The 17,606-nt window shown below is 39.1% G+C and carries 10 protein-coding genes and 1 pseudogene; 3 read left to right on the top strand and 8 right to left on the bottom strand.

The features are described 5' to 3' along the window. Window positions 1-55 precede the first annotated feature (55 nt). Complete coding sequence (locus tag VB713_RS17320) at window positions 56-1,456, bottom strand: TldD/PmbA family protein (RefSeq protein WP_323312758.1); 1,401 nt, start codon at window positions 1,454-1,456, stop codon at window positions 56-58. A 391-nt stretch (window positions 1,457-1,847) separates the two neighbouring features. Here VB713_RS17320 and VB713_RS17315 point away from each other — a divergent pair, with 391 nt between their 5' ends. After that, window positions 1,848-3,413 (top strand): glycosyltransferase family 39 protein, encoded by a 1,566-nt coding sequence (locus tag VB713_RS17315; protein ID WP_323312757.1) that lies wholly within the window; start codon window positions 1,848-1,850, stop codon window positions 3,411-3,413. A gap of 25 nt (window positions 3,414-3,438) precedes the next feature. Here the strand turns inward: VB713_RS17315 and VB713_RS17310 are convergent, their stop codons facing one another. Then, window positions 3,439-3,855, bottom strand: coding sequence for a hypothetical protein (locus VB713_RS17310; protein WP_323312756.1), 417 nt, complete (start codon window positions 3,853-3,855; stop codon window positions 3,439-3,441). Between the two features lie 658 nt (window positions 3,856-4,513). Here VB713_RS17310 and VB713_RS17305 point away from each other — a divergent pair. Both VB713_RS17305 and VB713_RS17300 read left to right on the top strand, forming a co-directional pair. After that, complete coding sequence (locus VB713_RS17305; RefSeq protein ID WP_323312755.1) at window positions 4,514-5,500, top strand: NAD(P)-dependent oxidoreductase; 987 nt, start codon at window positions 4,514-4,516, stop codon at window positions 5,498-5,500. Between the two features lie 409 nt (window positions 5,501-5,909). Next, complete coding sequence (locus VB713_RS17300) at window positions 5,910-7,265, top strand: DEAD/DEAH box helicase (RefSeq protein ID WP_323312754.1); 1,356 nt, start codon at window positions 5,910-5,912, stop codon at window positions 7,263-7,265. Window positions 7,266-7,276: 11 nt separating this feature from the next. Here the strand turns inward: VB713_RS17300 and VB713_RS17295 are convergent, their stop codons facing one another. The 6 genes and pseudogenes from VB713_RS17295 to VB713_RS17275 all read right to left on the bottom strand — a co-directional run bounded on the left by VB713_RS17295 (window position 7,277) and on the right by VB713_RS17275 (window position 17,592). Then, the gene (locus tag VB713_RS17295; protein WP_323312753.1) at window positions 7,277-7,798 is read right to left on the bottom strand and encodes an inclusion body family protein; all 522 of its coding nucleotides are present in this window, start codon (window positions 7,796-7,798) and stop codon (window positions 7,277-7,279) included. A 53-nt stretch (window positions 7,799-7,851) separates the two neighbouring features. Continuing rightward, window positions 7,852-8,289 (bottom strand): annotated as a pseudogene (locus tag VB713_RS28275) (AidA/PixA family protein); the annotation flags it as partial. A gap of 793 nt (window positions 8,290-9,082) precedes the next feature. Next, window positions 9,083-12,553 (bottom strand): amino acid adenylation domain-containing protein, encoded by a 3,471-nt coding sequence (locus VB713_RS17290; RefSeq protein ID WP_323312752.1) that lies wholly within the window; start codon window positions 12,551-12,553, stop codon window positions 9,083-9,085. A gap of 238 nt (window positions 12,554-12,791) precedes the next feature. Then, the gene (locus tag VB713_RS17285) at window positions 12,792-14,291 is read right to left on the bottom strand and encodes a 3-oxoacyl-[acyl-carrier-protein] synthase III C-terminal domain-containing protein (protein ID WP_323312751.1); all 1,500 of its coding nucleotides are present in this window, start codon (window positions 14,289-14,291) and stop codon (window positions 12,792-12,794) included. 243 nt (window positions 14,292-14,534) lie between these two features. Then, a complete protein-coding gene (locus VB713_RS17280; RefSeq protein ID WP_323312750.1) occupies window positions 14,535-15,857 on the bottom strand; it encodes a salicylate synthase in 1,323 nt (440 codons plus the stop codon). A 178-nt stretch (window positions 15,858-16,035) separates the two neighbouring features. Next, window positions 16,036-17,592: a benzoate-CoA ligase family protein gene (locus VB713_RS17275; RefSeq protein ID WP_323312749.1), complete on the bottom strand. Its 1,557-nt coding sequence runs from the start codon at window positions 17,590-17,592 to the stop codon at window positions 16,036-16,038. Between the last annotated feature and the right edge of the window lie 14 nt (window positions 17,593-17,606).

The raw sequence follows: 17,606 nt of genomic DNA, 5'->3' as shown, positions 1-17,606 counted from the left end.
GCTCCCTGCCCCCTGCCGTCACAGCGACGGGATATTTTTTTAGTTGGAAGTCTCTCTAATCTGAACTTTCCCCCCCAACTACGACATCTTTGATTCGCAAACTGGGACCACCACAACCGACGGGTAAACCATTTTGTCCACCTTTACCACAGCCACCTGATTCATCCCAGTAAAAATCATCACCAATGCCTTCAATATCGGCGAGGGTTTGGAAAACGTTACCGGATAGGGTGACATCTTTCACCGGTTCGGCTATTTTGCCATTTCTAATCATCCAAGCTTCACCGGCGCTGAAGGTGAACATTTCTCCGTTTGTCATGCCACCTAACCAATTGCGGGCATATACCCCTTCTTTAATATCAGTAAATAAGTCTGCGACGGGGGTATTACCTCTTTCAATCCAGGTGTTTGTCATTCGCACAATGGGCGAAAAGTGATAATCGAGACAACGGGCATTACCTGTGGGAGCTTCTTCTAATTTGCCGGCAGTTTCACGGGAGTGCAAACGTCCGACCAAAACGCCATCTTTAATTAATTGGGTAGTTGTAGCGGGTGTGCCTTCATCATCGTAATAATAACTACCACGATGACCTGCTGGGGCTGCACCATCAAAAATTTGTAGTTCTTCTGAACCAAAACGCCTTCCCAGGGTCATAACTTCCAGCAAATCAGGGTTTTCATAGGCCATATCAGCTTCGGAAAGATGACCAAATGCTTCATGGACAAATAAACCACTGAGTATGGGGTCAATAACTACGGTATAAGTATTACCTTTAACTGATGGTAAGGATAAGGCGGTAACTGCTCTTTCGGCTGCACCTTTGACTTGGGCATCTAAATCTGTTAGATCTTGATAGGCTTTGCGAGAACCGATGGTTTCTCTACCAGTTTGTACGGTGTCGCCGTTTCTGGCTGTGGCTGCAAAGCGCATTTCCATATCTACCCAAGATTGCTCAATTAGAGTGCCTTCTGAAGTAGCAATAATCACTCTTTGGGCGCTGTCACCGTAGCGAACAGAGGTGGTGGTGATGCGAGAATCAACGCTTTTGAGTAATTGGGTATAGCGATCGCACAATTGTTTTTTCTGCTTCAGGGAAATTTGGCGTGGATCTGTACCTGTCAAGGGTAATTCGCATATAGCTTGGATGGGATCAATGTGAGCTAAGATGGTTTCTTCATCTCCCACTATCCTTGCTGCTGCGATCGCTTCTTCTATCCGTTCTTGAATAGTAGCCAACTGGTTGAAACTACTTAATCCCCAGCCACCTTTATAACAAGCGCGAACATGGCCACCAATAGAAATGCCTTCGCTGAGGGTTTCCACTTTGTCACCACGTAGCAAGATATCCGTTCCTTCTGCCTCTTCCAAACGAATCATCAAATAATCCACACGGGAGGAATAACGGGCGATTAGCTCAGAGAGTAAATTCTGTACGTCAGCAAGTGAGTTAGGCATTCTGATTAGTGATCATGACGAACTGTACTTATTTTGCAACTATTTAGGTCAATTTTACTATCCGTAACAGATAGTCATCCAGTTTAATTATGTCAGGGCTTCTTGTGTACGTAATTTGTGCAAAACCCAGTATACATATTTGTGCTTTCTTTCCTTTTCTCTATTCCTCATAAATCAAATCGGATTGCTATACAACATTGAAAAAAAAATCATAATATTGGCATCTTGTCAAGTCTTAAAAATAAAATGACTGATAAAGTGATATACTCATATCTTGCTTTATCAACTGATTGCCAAAACTCCCGTCCATAACCCTTAATTAATAGTATATAGGGTGGGCATTGTTAACCAACCTTCATTCAGAAACGATCAATAAAAATACCATCCCAACATGAACTTAATTAAAAAAATATTTAATATCAAAAATCAAGAATTTTATATTTTCAACATAATTGTTCCTCTTATTTTTATAATATTTACTCTCACAATCATGCCAATCGATCAAGTCTTTATGTTTGATTCAGATGAAGGAATTGCACTGGTACAAGCCAATCTATATAGTCAAAAAATAATTAACAATTACCCTCTATTTTGGTCAGATCAACCACCTTTCTTCTCAATCATCATCTCTAAATACCTGGATTTTTTTGGTTATCATATCAGCAACATAAGAATATTAATTTTATTATTTTCCACATTATTAATTTGGTCTTTTAGTCATATTTTACGGTTATCTGTAGGAAAATCTACCGCTATCATCACCATAATTTTATTAATTATTTCCATCAACTTTTTAAGATTAAGTGTCTCCATTATGCAATGTATTCCTTGTTTAAGCTTGGGAATGCTATCTATTTATTTATTAATTTTATATACTAAGAGTTTACGAATATCTTGGATTATTCTCTCAGGAATAATATTCGCTTTATCTTTACAGATAAAAATGATTATGATATTTCTGATTCCAGTAATTATCATTTACTTATGGACAACTTCTTATAAAATAGCACTAAAAAAAATCACTATTGCCAATATTTTAAAATCTCCTATTTCTATCTGGTTGCTATCTTTAAGCACAGTATTTATCACTGTTAGTTTTATTACTCAATCCTTAAGTCTAGAAAAAATACTTTTTTTTCATGTTTCTTCAAACCTACAAAATAGCTTTTCTAAGCATAACAGTTTCCAAGATTTAATATATATATATTTACAAAACTTTGACGCTTTACTCTTGAGTTTATTAGGATTAAAATACCGAAATCTAAAAATTAATTTATCCCTTGATAACAAAATTATTGATAATAAACCTGAACAACATATTTATAAAATTCCTCTATTTTGGTTAATAATTATCACCTGTATTTTTCTTAATCATAAACCCATTTGGTATCACTATATAATTTTAATTTCCATACCTCTAATATGGTTAAGTGCTTATGGAATTAGAGAAATTTTGGTAAAATTTAGTCAAAATAATGATAATAATAAAATTTTCAAACATAAACAAATCCCACTTTCTAAATTTGCTATATTTAGCATCTTTTTTACCTTATTAGTAATTCCTATTAAAATAGGTGTAATTCAATGGGAAAACAATAATTTTGTACAAAAATCTCAAATTCAATTTGCAACCTTAGAAAGAATTATCACCTATAAAAACCAAAGTAAATGGTTATTTACTGATATAGGAATGTATGGGTTTTACAGTCACATTAATATTCCTCCAGAACTAACTGTTATCTCTATGAAAAGATTAAATTCTGGAACTATTAACTCAGAATTTTTACTCAAGGTTTTAGAAAAATATCAACCAGAACAAATTTTGATTAATAGATTTTTCATTATTTTTGATTTAATTAAACCTTACATAGACAAAAATTATCAAGAGATTTATGTAGATAAATCCACAAAACATTATCTTCGGAATAATATTCAAAAGCTAAATCGCAATAAATAAAGCAGTTTGTTTCAACTCTGTTAATCTAATCAAACATATATTTTCCAGCAACTTTCCAATAGCGGGAAAACCTCTTCAAATCAATAAAGCCATCATAATCAAAAAATGCTTCTATTGCAAATACTTCCAAATTTAAATGTTTTTTAACTTGATGACAAATTTCCTGAAAATGAGGACTAGGACTATCAACAGTTACAACTAAATTAGCATCATGTTCTTGAGCAAAATTTAAAATCTCTTGTCCCACATTCCCCCGACGAATTTCCACAGGTAATTCTAGTAAACATTCATAGATAAAAGTCAGGCGTTTGAGGCTAAGTTGCCATTCTTCTATTAAAGCATCATCCCAAACCCAAATAGCTGGAGCATGGGGATATTTTTGAAATACCGGATTTTTAGGATTGAGGCAGTCTCCATGTATCCAAATAATTGGTTTGTTCATGTTATAAATCACTTTGTGCATTTTTGACTAATTAAATAGACTGTAACAAAACTTCCTTAAGTGTAATGCTTCCGTCAGCTTTTTGAGTTTCATACCGAAAACTAGTAGTCTGTCAAGAACTAATTGACGGGTAAATAAATTTTCTTTCCAATACTGCTCGGTTAAGCCTTCTTTGGGCATTATAGACAACGATATTTCAAGGGTTTCAGCCTACTTTATTTCCTTAACCGAGCAGTATTGATTTTTTTTCTTCCTTCTTCCTTCTCCTTTCTTCCTATCCCTACGGGACGCTACGCGAACGCGTTCTTTGCGTCTATACCTACGGTACGCTACGCGAACGCGGTTCGTTTCTTCTTCCTCCTGACTCCTGAATTCTTACGTTTTGAGTGGTGATTTTAGAAGATGTTTAAAAAGTATCAGAATTGATTGAGATCTCCATAACCCCGTTTTCCAAGAGAGACTAAATTTCTCAAAGTCCTCCTTTCTAAGGAAGATTTAAGAGGATCTACAAGTGGTTAGATACCACACGACAAAGTTTTAAAACATCCTCAATGTCTGGATAGGTGTGTTAATTGCCGTAAATTCGATTAATATTTAGTTTATCAAACGTTTATCAAACGTCTCTCATTCACCTGTAACAACCCAAACGTTAAACTTCATGACCACAAAACGGATTTTAATCACTGGTGCAAGTGGCTGTGTCGGTCACTATATAAGTGAAGCCTTAATTCAAAATACCAATCACGAATTATACTTACTCGTGAGAAACCCAAATAAACTGCAAGTTGATACCACCGCACGTCCTGGTATCACAGTTTTGCAGGGCGATATGCAAGAAATTAGTAAGTATTCTAATTTACTCAAAACTATTGATACCGCAGTACTAACAGCTACTTCATGGGGTGGAGAAGGAATATTTGATATTAATGTCTTGAAAACATTAGAGTTAATCAACCTGCTAAATCCAGAAAAATGTCAACAGGTAATATATTTTTCAACTGCAAGTGTCTTAGATTATGACAACCAACCCATGAAAAAAGCCGGGGAAATCGGTACAGATTATATCCGATCTAAATACGATTGTTTACACAAAATAGAAAAATTAGCTCTTGCACCCAAAATAACTACCGTTTTTCCCACCCTGGTTTTAGGTGGTGATGACAACAAACCTTACTCTCACCTGACAACAGGCATTCCCGAAGTTACCAAATATATTGATATAATTCGCTTCTTACAAGCAGATGGCAGTTTTCACTTTATTCATGGACGCGATATTGCTACTGTTGTTCAATATTTAATTGATTATCCACCCGAAAAAGGGGAACCACGTCGATTTGTTTTGGGTCAATCGGCATTAACTGTGAATCAAGCAGTCCAAGAAGTCTGCGATTATTTAGGCAAAAAGATTTACCTGCGTATTCCTCTATCTTTATCATTAGCTAATTTGATTATTGTTTTGTTTCGTATTCAAATGGCTGCATGGGATAGATTTTGCATGAAATATAGACATTTTACCTATGCAAACACCATTAATCCTGCTAGTTTTGATTTGCCAAATTACTGTGCAACTATGAGTGATGTGTTGAAAATTAGCGGTATTAATAGTCCTTATTATACTAAAACCGGGTTAAAAGTGTCATTCTGAACGAAGTGTTCGCGTAGCGTGCCGTAGGCTCTAGAATCTCCGAGATACTTCCCTGCACTACGTTACGGTCAGTATGACATAAGTCCAAGTTTGACCCGTTTGCAGTATAACAAGAGACAGGAAATCCTGATAATTACAGCAGTTTTCATGTATTTAAACAACATTCTTGATTCCTCTCTGCGCCTCTGCATGAGAAAAAAATGTGGTTCATTTACCCGAAAATAGCCTTCAAATATAAAGCATTTTGAACAATTTTCTGTAAATTCATGGTCAAAGTCTGTTAAAATTTATTGCTGCGGCATTTGCTCTGAGTCTTGGCGCTAGTTGCCCATGCAGCCTTTCAAACCATCCGTCCGCCTAAGACTGACGCTGACTATTAGCGACAGGCCGATGTTATTTACGGAGTTTTATGTCTTTTTCTAATCTCGGCTTGTCCAATGAAATTATTCGTGCAGTTACTGAGAAAGGGTACACTAAACCCACTCCAATTCAAATGCAGGCGATTCCTGCGGTATTGTCGGGTGGAGATTTACTAGCTGGCGCTCAAACTGGTACTGGAAAGACCGCGAGTTTTACTCTGCCACTTTTGCATAAGTTGTCATCAGACCAGAATGTAAAAAGCAGTGCTATTGGATGGCTACCAATCCGGGCGTTGATTCTCACCCCCACACGGGAACTCGCCGCACAGGTAGAGGAAAGCGTGCATGATTATGGTAAATACTTGAAGTTGAAATCAACAGTGGTCTTCGGCGGGGTCAGTATTAATCCTCAAAAACGGCAGTTGAAGAGTGGTGTAGATATTCTGGTGGCTACTCCTGGAAGACTGCTAGACCATCTGCAACAGGGGACGGTGAACCTCTCGCGCATTGAGATTTTGGTGTTGGATGAAGCTGATCGAATGCTGGATATGGGCTTTATTCGGGATATTCGGCGTATTCTGTCAATATTGCCTAAACAGCGCCAAAATTTGTTATTTTTTGCTACCTTCTCCGATAAAATCAAGGAATTGGCCTCAGGGTTGTTGAATCACCCGACGATGATTGAGGTGGCACGCCGCAACGTTACTGCTGATACGATCGCACAAAGAGCCTACCAAGTAGATCGTGATAAAAAGCGTCAATTACTTGCCCACCTGATTCGACAAGATAATTGGTATCAAGTTTTGGTGTTTACTCGCACTAAATACGGTGCAGATCGTCTGGTGAGGCAGTTGAATGACGATCGCATTCAAGCACTAGCAATTCACGGTAATAAGAGTCAGGGGGCGCGTACCCACGCTTTAGCAAAATTCAAAAATGGTAGTTTACAAGTACTAGTAGCTACAGATATTGCAGCTAGAGGTCTGGATATTAGCGAATTACCCCATGTGGTGAATTTCGATTTGCCCAATGTACCAGAAGATTATGTTCATCGTATTGGTCGCACAGGCCGCGCTGGTGCAAAAGGTGAAGCTGTTTCTCTGGTGTGTGTTGATGAATTCCATTTGTTGGCAGATATCGAAAAACTGATCAAGCAGCCGTTGTCATTAGAAGTGGTTGCTGGTTTTGGAATTAACCCAGACCTTAAACCTGAACCAATTCAAAATGGACGCAAACCCAAACCCCAGCCTGGACGTGATCAAGAAACCCCTGATTCTACCGGTAAACGTAAATCAGCACCAAGAAGATCGGGTAAACGTAAGGCAGCACCACCAGCTACAGATGGTAAAAAGTATGGTGGTGGTGGTTCATCTGCATCGCGCCGTTCTAAAAAAAGCGATCGCTAAAGTGATTTAGATCAGCCTTTGACAGTCATGGTCGCTTCCCATTCAAAGTAGCCGAAAATATCGGGATACCCGGAGTCAGCATTGCGGGTGTAGAGAGCAAACTGTACTCTGTAGTTTTCGGTTCCCCTACTGATGACGCTAGCTTGGTAGAACCAGAATTCCTCAACCACGATTCTTCCTGGTAACATACTATTTAGCGACTGGGGTACGACAGTTGACTTGGTAAAATTTTGGTAATTAAAGAGGCTAAACACCTCATTACCACTGAACTTCGGGAAGCCGTAGACTAGAACAGCGTCCTCGAAATTGTAGGAACCAGAAGTAGCAAACACGCGTAAGGTGTCACCGACAAAGGCAGTTATATTGAGATCCCCGGTTCCCTGTCCAGAGTTAATTACTGTCCCTGTGGCTACCATATAACCGTAGTCGTCACCAATTTCAGTGGGTCTATTCTGATCTTTGCTAGGTTGGGGATAGAACTTCTTGACGGCATTCGTGTTGATCGTAATAAGAACGTTGATGGTTTTGCCCATGATACATTCTCCTGATTTTGTTCTAGTGGTCGGCTGACATGAACGGTAATCTGAGCGTCCCACTGGTAGAGTCCAGTAAAGCTAGGTTCTCCATTCTCATCACGGGCGTAGAGCGCTAGTATCAGGCTGTAGCAACCAGTTCCTTCGCAGACAACTTTGCATTCGTGCTGCCAGAACTCCCGTAGGACGCTCCGGGCTGGCAATACACTCTTGGATGATGCAGGCACAATCTGCATCCGCTCGGTTCTCACAGTCTTGAAGTCTTGCAGGATGTAATCACCCTGGGAATAGCGGATGTCCTGAATTACGACAGACTGCTCTAAGTTATTCGAGCCGGACGTGGCGAAGAAGCTGACGGTGTCGTTTACACAGGCAACAAGAGCAACATCACCGCTATCCTGATTTTTAACAGATGCGGTGGAGGTTACGATCATGTACTCATGATCACAAGCGATAGTTGTAGGAGTCAGGGTATCCTCCTCAGTTTTCAGGTAATTACTTACTTGAATATACCTAACTTTTTAATTTAAAAATTCAGTTAAATTCAGGGCTTTGAAAATTTAGTGAAAATTCAGTTAAATTCAGTTATTAAAAACTTACTAGCGGGACTTTAAAAAAAAGTAAACCCTAATTAAGCCCAAACTGGCTTTATAAGCAGCAAAACTTAACAATATTCACCATGAATCAAAAACAGGACTTACGCAAAATATCTCTTATTGATTGATTCATCTTTCTCGGAGATATCTATTTGGTATAAGAGGATATTTGAAACTTCCATCAACAGCAAGCCATAGGGCTTGCTGTTCGCAGAGCGTGCCGTTAGGCATATAAAGCAAAAACCTATATAAACCCCGTCTAAGTTGAAACCTATAGTTTTTCTATGGTGAGAACTCAAGTTTTCAAGATAGATGGATGGGGTATCAATACTGCTCGGTTAAGGCTCAAAAGTTATTATATGGTAGGTTGGGTTGAGGCACGTATCCCTGACGGGAGGCGAAGCCATAACCCAACATTATCAAGGATTTTGTTGGGTTTCGCTGTTGCTCAACCCAACCTACATTTCCTTAACCGACAAGTATTGGATGGGGTATATATCAATAATTTGAAGGTCAAAAATGTAAATAAAGTGCAAGGAATAAGCGTTGACACCATCAAAAACCTATCACTTGACCAGATTCAAGACTATTCTTACCTCCTTCTAATTCTTCCTTCTAATTCTTCCTTCTTCCTTCTGATTCCTGACTCCTGACTTCTAGCCCTATAACTTTTATGGCTTACGCTACCCTACTTATTTAGTGATTTTGCCAATCTTTTTTTGAGACGATTTTTGCCATCTTCTAATTTTTGATTTAATTCATTACCTTCTTCTTTCGCTGATGAATGAGGGTATTCATTTTGGTTTAAATAATTAGCTAAAAGCCTAATTGTTGGATACTTAAACAAATCCACTACTGATAAAGACTTTAAATCTTTAATCCAAAATTTTTTTAGCTGAGAATAGACCTTTGTAATTGTTAAAGAATTACCACCAATATCAAAGAAGTTATGATTTACGCCTACTTTTTCTAAACCTAAAACTTCTTGCCAAATTTTAGCAATCATCTGTTGAACATCATTTTGAGGTTCTACATAAGTAACTGCAAATTCTTGGAGCGAACTTTCTTGAGTTGGCAGCGCCAAACGATCTACTTTCCCATTGGCAGAAAGTGGTAAATGATCGAGAAATATAAAAGCTGATGGCAACATATACTCTGGTAGCTTTTCTCTGAGGAAATTGTGCAGATCCTCAATTGGGGGGTGCTGATTTGCGCTGAGAATATAGGCTACTAAGCGCTCTTTACTATTATCTTTACCTGTGGCAGTAATCACAGCAGTGCGTACTGCTGGATGTTGCATTAACGCAGCTTCAATTTCTCCAGCTTCAATGCGGTATCCGCGAATCTTAATTTGGAAATCTGCTCGTCCACAAAATTCAATATTCCCGTCAGGTAAATAGCGACCTAAATCTCCTGTACGGTAAATGCTTTCACCTGTGCGCGGATGAGTAATAAAATTAGCACTAGTCTTTTCTTCATTGCGCCAATAGCCTGGTGCTAACTGTACTCCAGCGCAGTATATCTCCCCAGTTACCCAAACTGGACAATCTTCTAAAGCTGTATTCAAAATATAATATTGGGAATTAGCCATAGGTTTGCCATAAGGAATACTCTGCCAATTTGGATTAACTTCTGCAATCAAATAGCCAATATTCCAAATAGTTGTTTCTGTGGGACCGCCAATACTTAATATTTCTATTCCTTTCACTGAACTTTTGAGACAACGAGGTAAGGCAAGGGGTAGCCAATCTCCACCCAAAATTGCCAAACGCAAACTAGCAGGTAGGGATATAGATTCACTCTCCGCATATTCTACCAACATCTCCATCATCGCAGGGACAGAATTCCACAGTGTTATCTGTTGTTCCACCAGCAATTTAGCCCAGTGTGCAGGATCTTTCACCGCTTCAGCATCAGGGATGATAATTTTACCACCAGCGGCTAATAAACCAAAGATGTCATACACAGACAAATCATGGTTAAGGGCTGTCAGCGCGAGGATACTATCTTGAGAACCAATGTTAAACCGTTGGTTTGTATGGACAACGACATTAACGACGTTGCGATGAGTAATCATCACTCCTTTGGGTAAACCTGTAGAACCAGATGTATAAATCACATAAGCTAAATCATCTGGTGTTTGTACTGGTTGTAATGGCTGTTTACTTTCGGTTGCTAATTCATCTGCATCTATACATAAACATTGTATTTGTGATGGCAATTCTAATTTTTTCTGCAACCAAGATTGAGTGAGAATAATTTGGACTTCACTGTTTTCTAGAAGATATTTCTGGCGTTCCTGGGGTAATTGGGGGTCAATAGGAACATAAGCACCACCAGCGGCTAAAATACCCAGAACTGCGACAATTTGCTCCCATCCCTTTTCCATGAATACGGCAACTAATTGATTAGGAGTAACTCCTAGTTGGCGTAGTCGATGACCAAGTTGATTGGATAGTTGATATAACTCTTGGTAAGTTAGGGTACGCTGGGTGGAAATAACTGCGGGTTCTGTTCCTCGCTGCTGTGCTTGAGTTGCAAATAAAGTGTGTAGGAGTTCTTCAGAAATTGGTGCAGCGGTAGAATTGATTGCTTCTCGGTATGCTAATTGAGCCGGAGGAATTAATTGTCGAGAAGTAACTAGCCAAGCTGAATCGGAGGTAGCTAACAGTTTGAGAAAGTTTCTATAAGCCTCAAACATATCTGCAATTAGTCCTTCAGGAAAAAGTTCTTCCACTACGTCCCAGTTGAATGTTAGTTCTTCTTTTTCTTCCCAAACTTGTACATCCATCCAAGCTTGAGAAGCTTGACTGATACCATAAACTAGTTCACCAAAATGGCTAAATGTCATGGTTTTTTGTCCTAAGGAACTAAAACCCAAGGTGCTGGTAAAGACAACTGGCATGGCGCTGGGGCCTGTGCCTTTTCTCCGAGCTAGTTCCCGGACTACGCGCACTCCACTAATGTAGCGGTGTTCTAAATCTTGCCAGAGTTGTTGTTGGATGCGGCGCGATCGCTCGGTAAATGCTTCAGGGGTGGAATTATCTACTGCTAAGAGGATGACAGATGTGAAGTCTCCGAGGATATCGTTGACCTGGGGATGGAGTGGTAAACGGTTAAATTGGGCTAGATTGATGGTAAATTGGGGGTTATTACCCCAAACTGTCAAAATTTCGGCAAAAGCAGCCAATAAGACTCCAGAAGGCGTTAAACCGATTTGTGCGGCTTTCTCCTTTAGTTGCTGCCATTCCGGTTGGGGGAGGGATGCTTGATAGCGCCGACAGCGATGTTGTTTGAGTGCTTTGGGGTTTTTGGCTAGGGGTAAGTCTGGTGCTGGGGGGAAATTATCTAGACGGCTGAACCAATAATCTTGCGATCGCTTGTATAATTCTGTTTGTTGTAGCGATCGCTCTGCCAAGACATAATCCCGGAAGGACAAATCCAGCGATGGCAATAGGGCATCAGGATTTTGATACAGTGCAAACCACTCATCAAATAACCGAAACAAACTCCAAGCATCAAATACCTGCAAATCATAGCTGACGTGTAGCCGCACACGTTCCTGAGCCAATTTGGTAGCGCGAAATTCAAATAAAGGCCATTGATCTGCGGGGAGAACTTGATGAGATAAGCGATCGCGAATTTTTTCTAACTCTAATTTGACACTTTCTTCATCTTTTTCTCTTAAGTCTAAAACCTCCATTTCGTAAGCAGGTACTTGTTCTAGAATTTGCTGCTGACCATCTGCTAATACTATAGACCGCAGCATATCATGACGTGAAATTAATTTTTGCAGCCCCCAATTTAATCTTTCTAGGTTTAAATCATGGCCTTCAATTTCGTAATAACCATGATTAGAAACACTACCTAAATCTAATACATTACTACGACCCACCCAGAATGCGTGCTGCATATCAGTGAGAGGAAAAGGTTCATAACGTAGCTCTGGTTTTGGCACAACAACTGGTAAAGCTGTATCGTTAGTATCTTTACTGTTTTGATGCAGCAATCTCAGCAAATCTGCTTTATGCTCAGTTAGTAAATCTCGCAATTCTGGTGTAATTATTCCCTTGGGTGCATCAATTAAAAGTGCATCTTCATTAGCAGATAGTTTTACACCTTTGTTAGCAAGATTATTTAACAGTAAATGTAGATTCATATTTTTAACCAAATATTTTACAGTATCGGAAATAGATTATCAAATCTTGTGGGATGGGCTTCTAGCCAGATTTGTCAAGAGGATAATCTCACGCAAAGGCGCAAAGGCGCAAAGAAAAACAATGTATTTTGAAGGGAAGGCGCAAAATTTTTGGACTTAATTGTACGCTTGTTCTTAATTTTTAGAGGATCTAAAGTTTTTAATACATCAGCGGACACTTTTCAAACATCGTCTTAGACTACAAACTCAATATTTCTCTTTCTTCTGCGGCGATTTCTGCTTTAGTAATTAATTTTGATAAAGTTAATTGATTGAGCAGTTCTGTTGCCAAACCATTTATATTTTGTTCACCTAAAAATTGATTTAATGACACCTGTAACTGTAAATCAGATTCAATTTTATTCTTTAACATAATTGCCATTAAAGAATCAAGCAATATAGCAAAAAATTGTTTTTTATCTAATTTTTCTAAAGGGATTTGTAATAAACTACTCATGGATTCCAAAAGATACATTTCCAGCATTTGTTGTTGTGAATTGGTCGCAGCCGCGAGAATTTTTTCTCGATAAAAGTTGTTTTGTGCTGTTGATAAATTACTAATTTTTGCTGGTTTAACTATCTCATCTTCCCAAGTCACGCTGATGGGATCAGCCGGAACCTGACCCAAGGCTACATCACCCCAACGCATTACAGTTGCTGCCGCAGTTGCTGCCGCACCTTTTGTATAAACAAGAACTAAATCATTTTCACGAATCTTATCTGCGTGGACAGCATGATACAAATTAGCGATGGGAAGCACAGGGCCAATATTTGCATAGCGAGGGTAGAGATTAATGGTACGCTCTGGATTGATACCTAAAGCTCTAGTACAAACACTGGCATACCAAGCAGTCGGAGTATTGAAGGCAAAAAAATCAATTTGGTCAAGGGTGACACCAGCCGCAGCCACAGCCGCATGACAGCATTGCCTCACAAAATCTACAGCTGTTTCGGCGAGGGTATTGGCGTTTGTTCCAGTGCGGGTAAGTATCTGCGGTTGTTTTTGAGCATCAGTTACCAGTTCATGTACGTAAGCGCCACAGGTTTCAGCAGTATGAACAATTTTGCTACCGAGAATTCCTTGGTGCGGTTTCAGCAAACCAACTACAAAAGCACCAGCACCATCACCCATTGACCAAGAGAGGGTATCTTCTTCATCAACAGTGTTAGATCCGATTTGGGAAACAACTACTAAAATATTGCGGTATGTTCCTACTTGCACCAGTGCATGAGCGTTTTCTAAAGCCACTAAAGCGCTGGAACAGGTGGATTCTAAATTCCAAGCAGGACATTGTAGTTCTAGTTGGTGAGCGAGGTAAGAAGCATGACCAGGTCCAATATGTTCGCTAAAGAGTGAAGCGACAATCAGCAAATCAATTTCATTATGGGAGAGTTTAGCAGATGCGATCGCATCTTTTGCTGCATGACACTCTAACTTTAATGATGACTCGTCTTCACCAAGCACTCGGCGCTCAACATTCCCCCGAAATGCATCAGACAAATAAGGTGCTACTTCTTGTGACCAAATATCAATCCCGTTATTGTCCGAGGTAGATTCTATAGCAGGAACAATTCTTGTTTTTCTGAGCTTTTCTTTAGCGAACAAATTGGGAAATTTATGCCGCCAATAATCATTTGTACGAATAATACTAGGAAAACTAACTGCAAGTGAGCGAATACCTACTGGATAATTGTTCATGACAGGATTATTTCTAAATAAGTAGGTTGGCATTAAAAATTGTCGTTATGACAAGGCAGGGGGACAAGAGGTTTTCAAGTAACTTTACGTTTCGTTATATACTTCAGTTTTTTGCGCCTTTCTAAATAGTAACAAGTGGAAATAATAGGGTTTATTATGCAGCAGACGCACCTTTATTTTTGGATGATGTCATACTCAATGGTGATAATATACCCTAGAATCGTCAATACATTCCTGAACTTTTTAAGCCTCTAAAACCAAATTATTTAACATCGTATTCATCTTATTAACCGACTCGATATACTCTTTTTCTGGAATTGATTCGGCAACAATTCCCGCCCCAGCATTCAAATGAATTTTATTCCCGTATTGGTAAACCGAGCGAATAGCAATCGCAATATCTGCCTCACCATTACTATCTACCCAACCAATACCACCAGCATAAATTCCTCTCGGTTCGTCTTCCAGATGGTTAATCCATTTTAAGGCTTGTTCTTTATCAATTCCAGAAACAGTAATTCCAGGAAATAAAACTTTCAAAGCATCCCACAAAGTATTTTCTGGGAGAAGTTGGCCACCAACTCGTGATGAAAGATGTTGTACACAACGGTACTTTTTGACTTCCATAAAATCAAAAACTCGCACAGTCTCTGGTAAACAAAGTGAAGTAATCTCATTTTGTGCTAACCAAGCAGAAAGCGAATGTTCTTTCACTTCTTTTGCATCTGTAAACAGTTCACCACTCAATCGTGTATCTTCTTCAACATCTGCACCACGAGGTCGAGTTGCTGCTAGGGGATTTGTAACTACAAAACCATCTTTATTTACCTGCATGAGAATCTCAGGACTAAAACCAACAGCACGGATATCTTCTAAATTCAAACAATAGGAACGTGCAGAATTATTGGCTTTAGAACCGACTACATAAGTCCCCAAAATATCTAAATTACCCATTAATTTCACAGAACGGGAAATAATTGCTTTTTGTAAATCACCGTTTTGAATTGCCGTAATTAAAGTATCAACACGGTTTTTGTAATTTTCGTGATCGCTAAAGTCAACCACTAAAGAAGTTAATTCATAATCTGGTAGAAAAGCCTCTACAAATAATAGTTCTTCAATCTGGTCTAATGACTTGGTAGTCTTGATATGAACTCCTGTTTCTGTAAAGCGCAATTCAGTTTCAGGAATCAAAAAATAGAGCAGTTCTTGAGAGATTGCTTTAGAATATGCCGAATAAAAACGAGCTATATCAAATGCAATATAACCATAAGCCGTCCAATTTTTAATATTCAAAGACTTGAGCAAAGTCTCTACTTGTTTCAAAGGATCGCTAACTGGTTCAGAGTGAAACTTTCCTAAACCATTAATTACTACAGAGTCTTGGCTTACCGAAACCCTAACAAGTTCATTACCAGCAATCCGAACTTCATTATTACCTTCATACATCACATAGTTAGAAAAAATCCCAGCTTCTAGCAGATTCTTTAAAACCAGAATAGGCTCTCTTTCTCCTGGTATAAATGTTTCATGATACTTGATTTCAGTCTTTAATTCAGCTACCATCAACTTGATCCTTTTTGATAATTTCTTAAGTAATACCAATTCTCTAAACCGAGATAGTAATCCCTTCCCATCAAAGATTACCTATCTACTTCCTTCTTCCCTCTTCCTTCTTCCTTCGCGCCCTTCGCGCCTTCGCGGTTCATTTATCCATATTCCTTGAGTATCTGAAATCCCCCAACTACGAATTAAGAACAAAACTTTGTTGCTTAAATAATAAATGACGGTGAATTTTGCCAGTTGCCGTGCGGGGTAAACATTCTACAAAGCGAACTATTTTTGGAGCCTTGAAATGAGGTAATTGCTGTTTAGCAAATCTCCGAATACTATTTTCTAATTCAGGTGAAGATTCCTGTCCCGACTGAAGGCTAACATAAGCCACAATCTGAGTTAACTGTTCACCACCTTCAGATTCTGGGACTACAGCTACTTCTAAAATCTGGGGATGTTGATGCAAAACATCCTCAATTTCTATAGGTGATATCCATTGACCATTGACCTTAAATAAGTCGTCAGATCGCCCGATGAATCGGAAATAATTATCCGCATCACGCACATATTTATCCCCAGTCCGCATAGTATGTCCATAAATAGCTTTGCGCGTTTGCGATAGTCGATTCCAATAACCCAACATCAGGCTTTCTCCACTCACCTGTAAGTTACCAATCGTGCCTGGAGGACAAGGAGTACCGTCGTCGTCAACAATTTCCACATCATAACCAGATACCGGTCGTCCGGAAGTTCCTGTTCTGCACTCCCCTATGCGATTGGAGAGAAATATATGTAAAAACTCTGTAGTCCCAATACCTTCACAAATTTCGTGGTTGTAAGTTTTCAGCCATTGTTGCCAAATACTTTTGGGTAGTTGTTCAGCAGCGGATACACATAAACGCAAACAAGAAACATCTAAAGGTGAGATTTCATCAACAGCGAGAATAGATGCATAAATGCTAGGTATTCCAAACAGTACCGTCGGTTGATATCGCTGGATGTCGGTAATAATTTCAAAAGCATTATTACCATTAGATAGTACAGCTGCTGCACCAACTGCCATCGGCATATATAAGGTGTTACCCAAGCCATAGGCAAAAGACATATTCGCAACTGAATAAGTGATGTCATCTTTATGCAGACCTAGAGTATTTTTAGCGTACTGTTCTGCACAAACCACCATACTTTGATGGAGATGAATTACACCTTTAGGTCGTCCTGTACTCCCAGAAGTGTAAAGCCAAAAAGCTGGTTCATCCCGTGATGTTTTCGCCCAATCTAGTAATTCATCTTGTTGGGTTAGTTGGGATAAAAATGAATTTTCCCCATCTATGGACAGAATACTACGCAAATACGGCGACTGGATAGGAGCTAATTTTTGTTGCCATTCTTCGGTTGTGAGTAAGACTTTAGCACGGCAGTCTTGCAAAATATACTGAATGTCATCAGCATTGTAGGCAGTATTAATGGGGATAGGTACAGCACCTAACCAAATAGCACCCCAAAAAGCAAAGACAAATTCTGGTGTATCTGGGACAAGAATTGCTATGCGGTTTTCTGATTCTAAACCAAGATGAGAAAGTAATTTAGCCGTGCGTCGGACAAAACTACTCACTTGAGTGTAAGTATAAGTCTGATCTTGATAGTAAAATGCTGTTTTCTCGCTGCGTTCCTGGGCTAAATTGCCTTCTATAAAGTAAGCTGCAACGTTAAATAATGGAGGTAAATGTTCAGAAATACTGTCCATCCAACTTTCCTTTT

This window comes from Anabaena cylindrica UHCC 0172, assembly GCF_034931625.1.
Taxonomy (GTDB): domain Bacteria; phylum Cyanobacteriota; class Cyanobacteriia; order Cyanobacteriales; family Nostocaceae; genus Anabaena; species Anabaena cylindrica_A.
Note: the sequence above shows the minus strand (reverse complement) of the source record. Positions and strands in the feature narration are given on the sequence as shown.

Excerpts from the sequence above, each read along its gene's own strand:
- VB713_RS17320 (WP_323312758.1), bottom strand. The coding sequence starts at position 1,456 with ATGCCTAACTCACTTGCTGACGTACAGAATTTACTCTCTGAGCTAATC.
- VB713_RS17315 (WP_323312757.1), top strand. The coding sequence starts at position 1,848 with ATGAACTTAATTAAAAAAATATTTAATATCAAAAATCAAGAATTTTAT.
- VB713_RS17310 (WP_323312756.1), bottom strand. The coding sequence starts at position 3,855 with ATGAACAAACCAATTATTTGGATACATGGAGACTGCCTCAATCCTAAA.
- VB713_RS17305 (WP_323312755.1), top strand. The coding sequence starts at position 4,514 with ATGACCACAAAACGGATTTTAATCACTGGTGCAAGTGGCTGTGTCGGT.
- VB713_RS17300 (WP_323312754.1), top strand. The coding sequence starts at position 5,910 with ATGTCTTTTTCTAATCTCGGCTTGTCCAATGAAATTATTCGTGCAGTT.
- VB713_RS17295 (WP_323312753.1), bottom strand. The coding sequence starts at position 7,798 with ATGGGCAAAACCATCAACGTTCTTATTACGATCAACACGAATGCCGTC.
- VB713_RS17290 (WP_323312752.1), bottom strand. The coding sequence starts at position 12,553 with ATGAATCTACATTTACTGTTAAATAATCTTGCTAACAAAGGTGTAAAA.
- VB713_RS17285 (WP_323312751.1), bottom strand. The coding sequence starts at position 14,291 with ATGAACAATTATCCAGTAGGTATTCGCTCACTTGCAGTTAGTTTTCCT.
- VB713_RS17280 (WP_323312750.1), bottom strand. The coding sequence starts at position 15,857 with ATGGTAGCTGAATTAAAGACTGAAATCAAGTATCATGAAACATTTATA.
- VB713_RS17275 (WP_323312749.1), bottom strand. The coding sequence starts at position 17,592 with ATGGACAGTATTTCTGAACATTTACCTCCATTATTTAACGTTGCAGCT.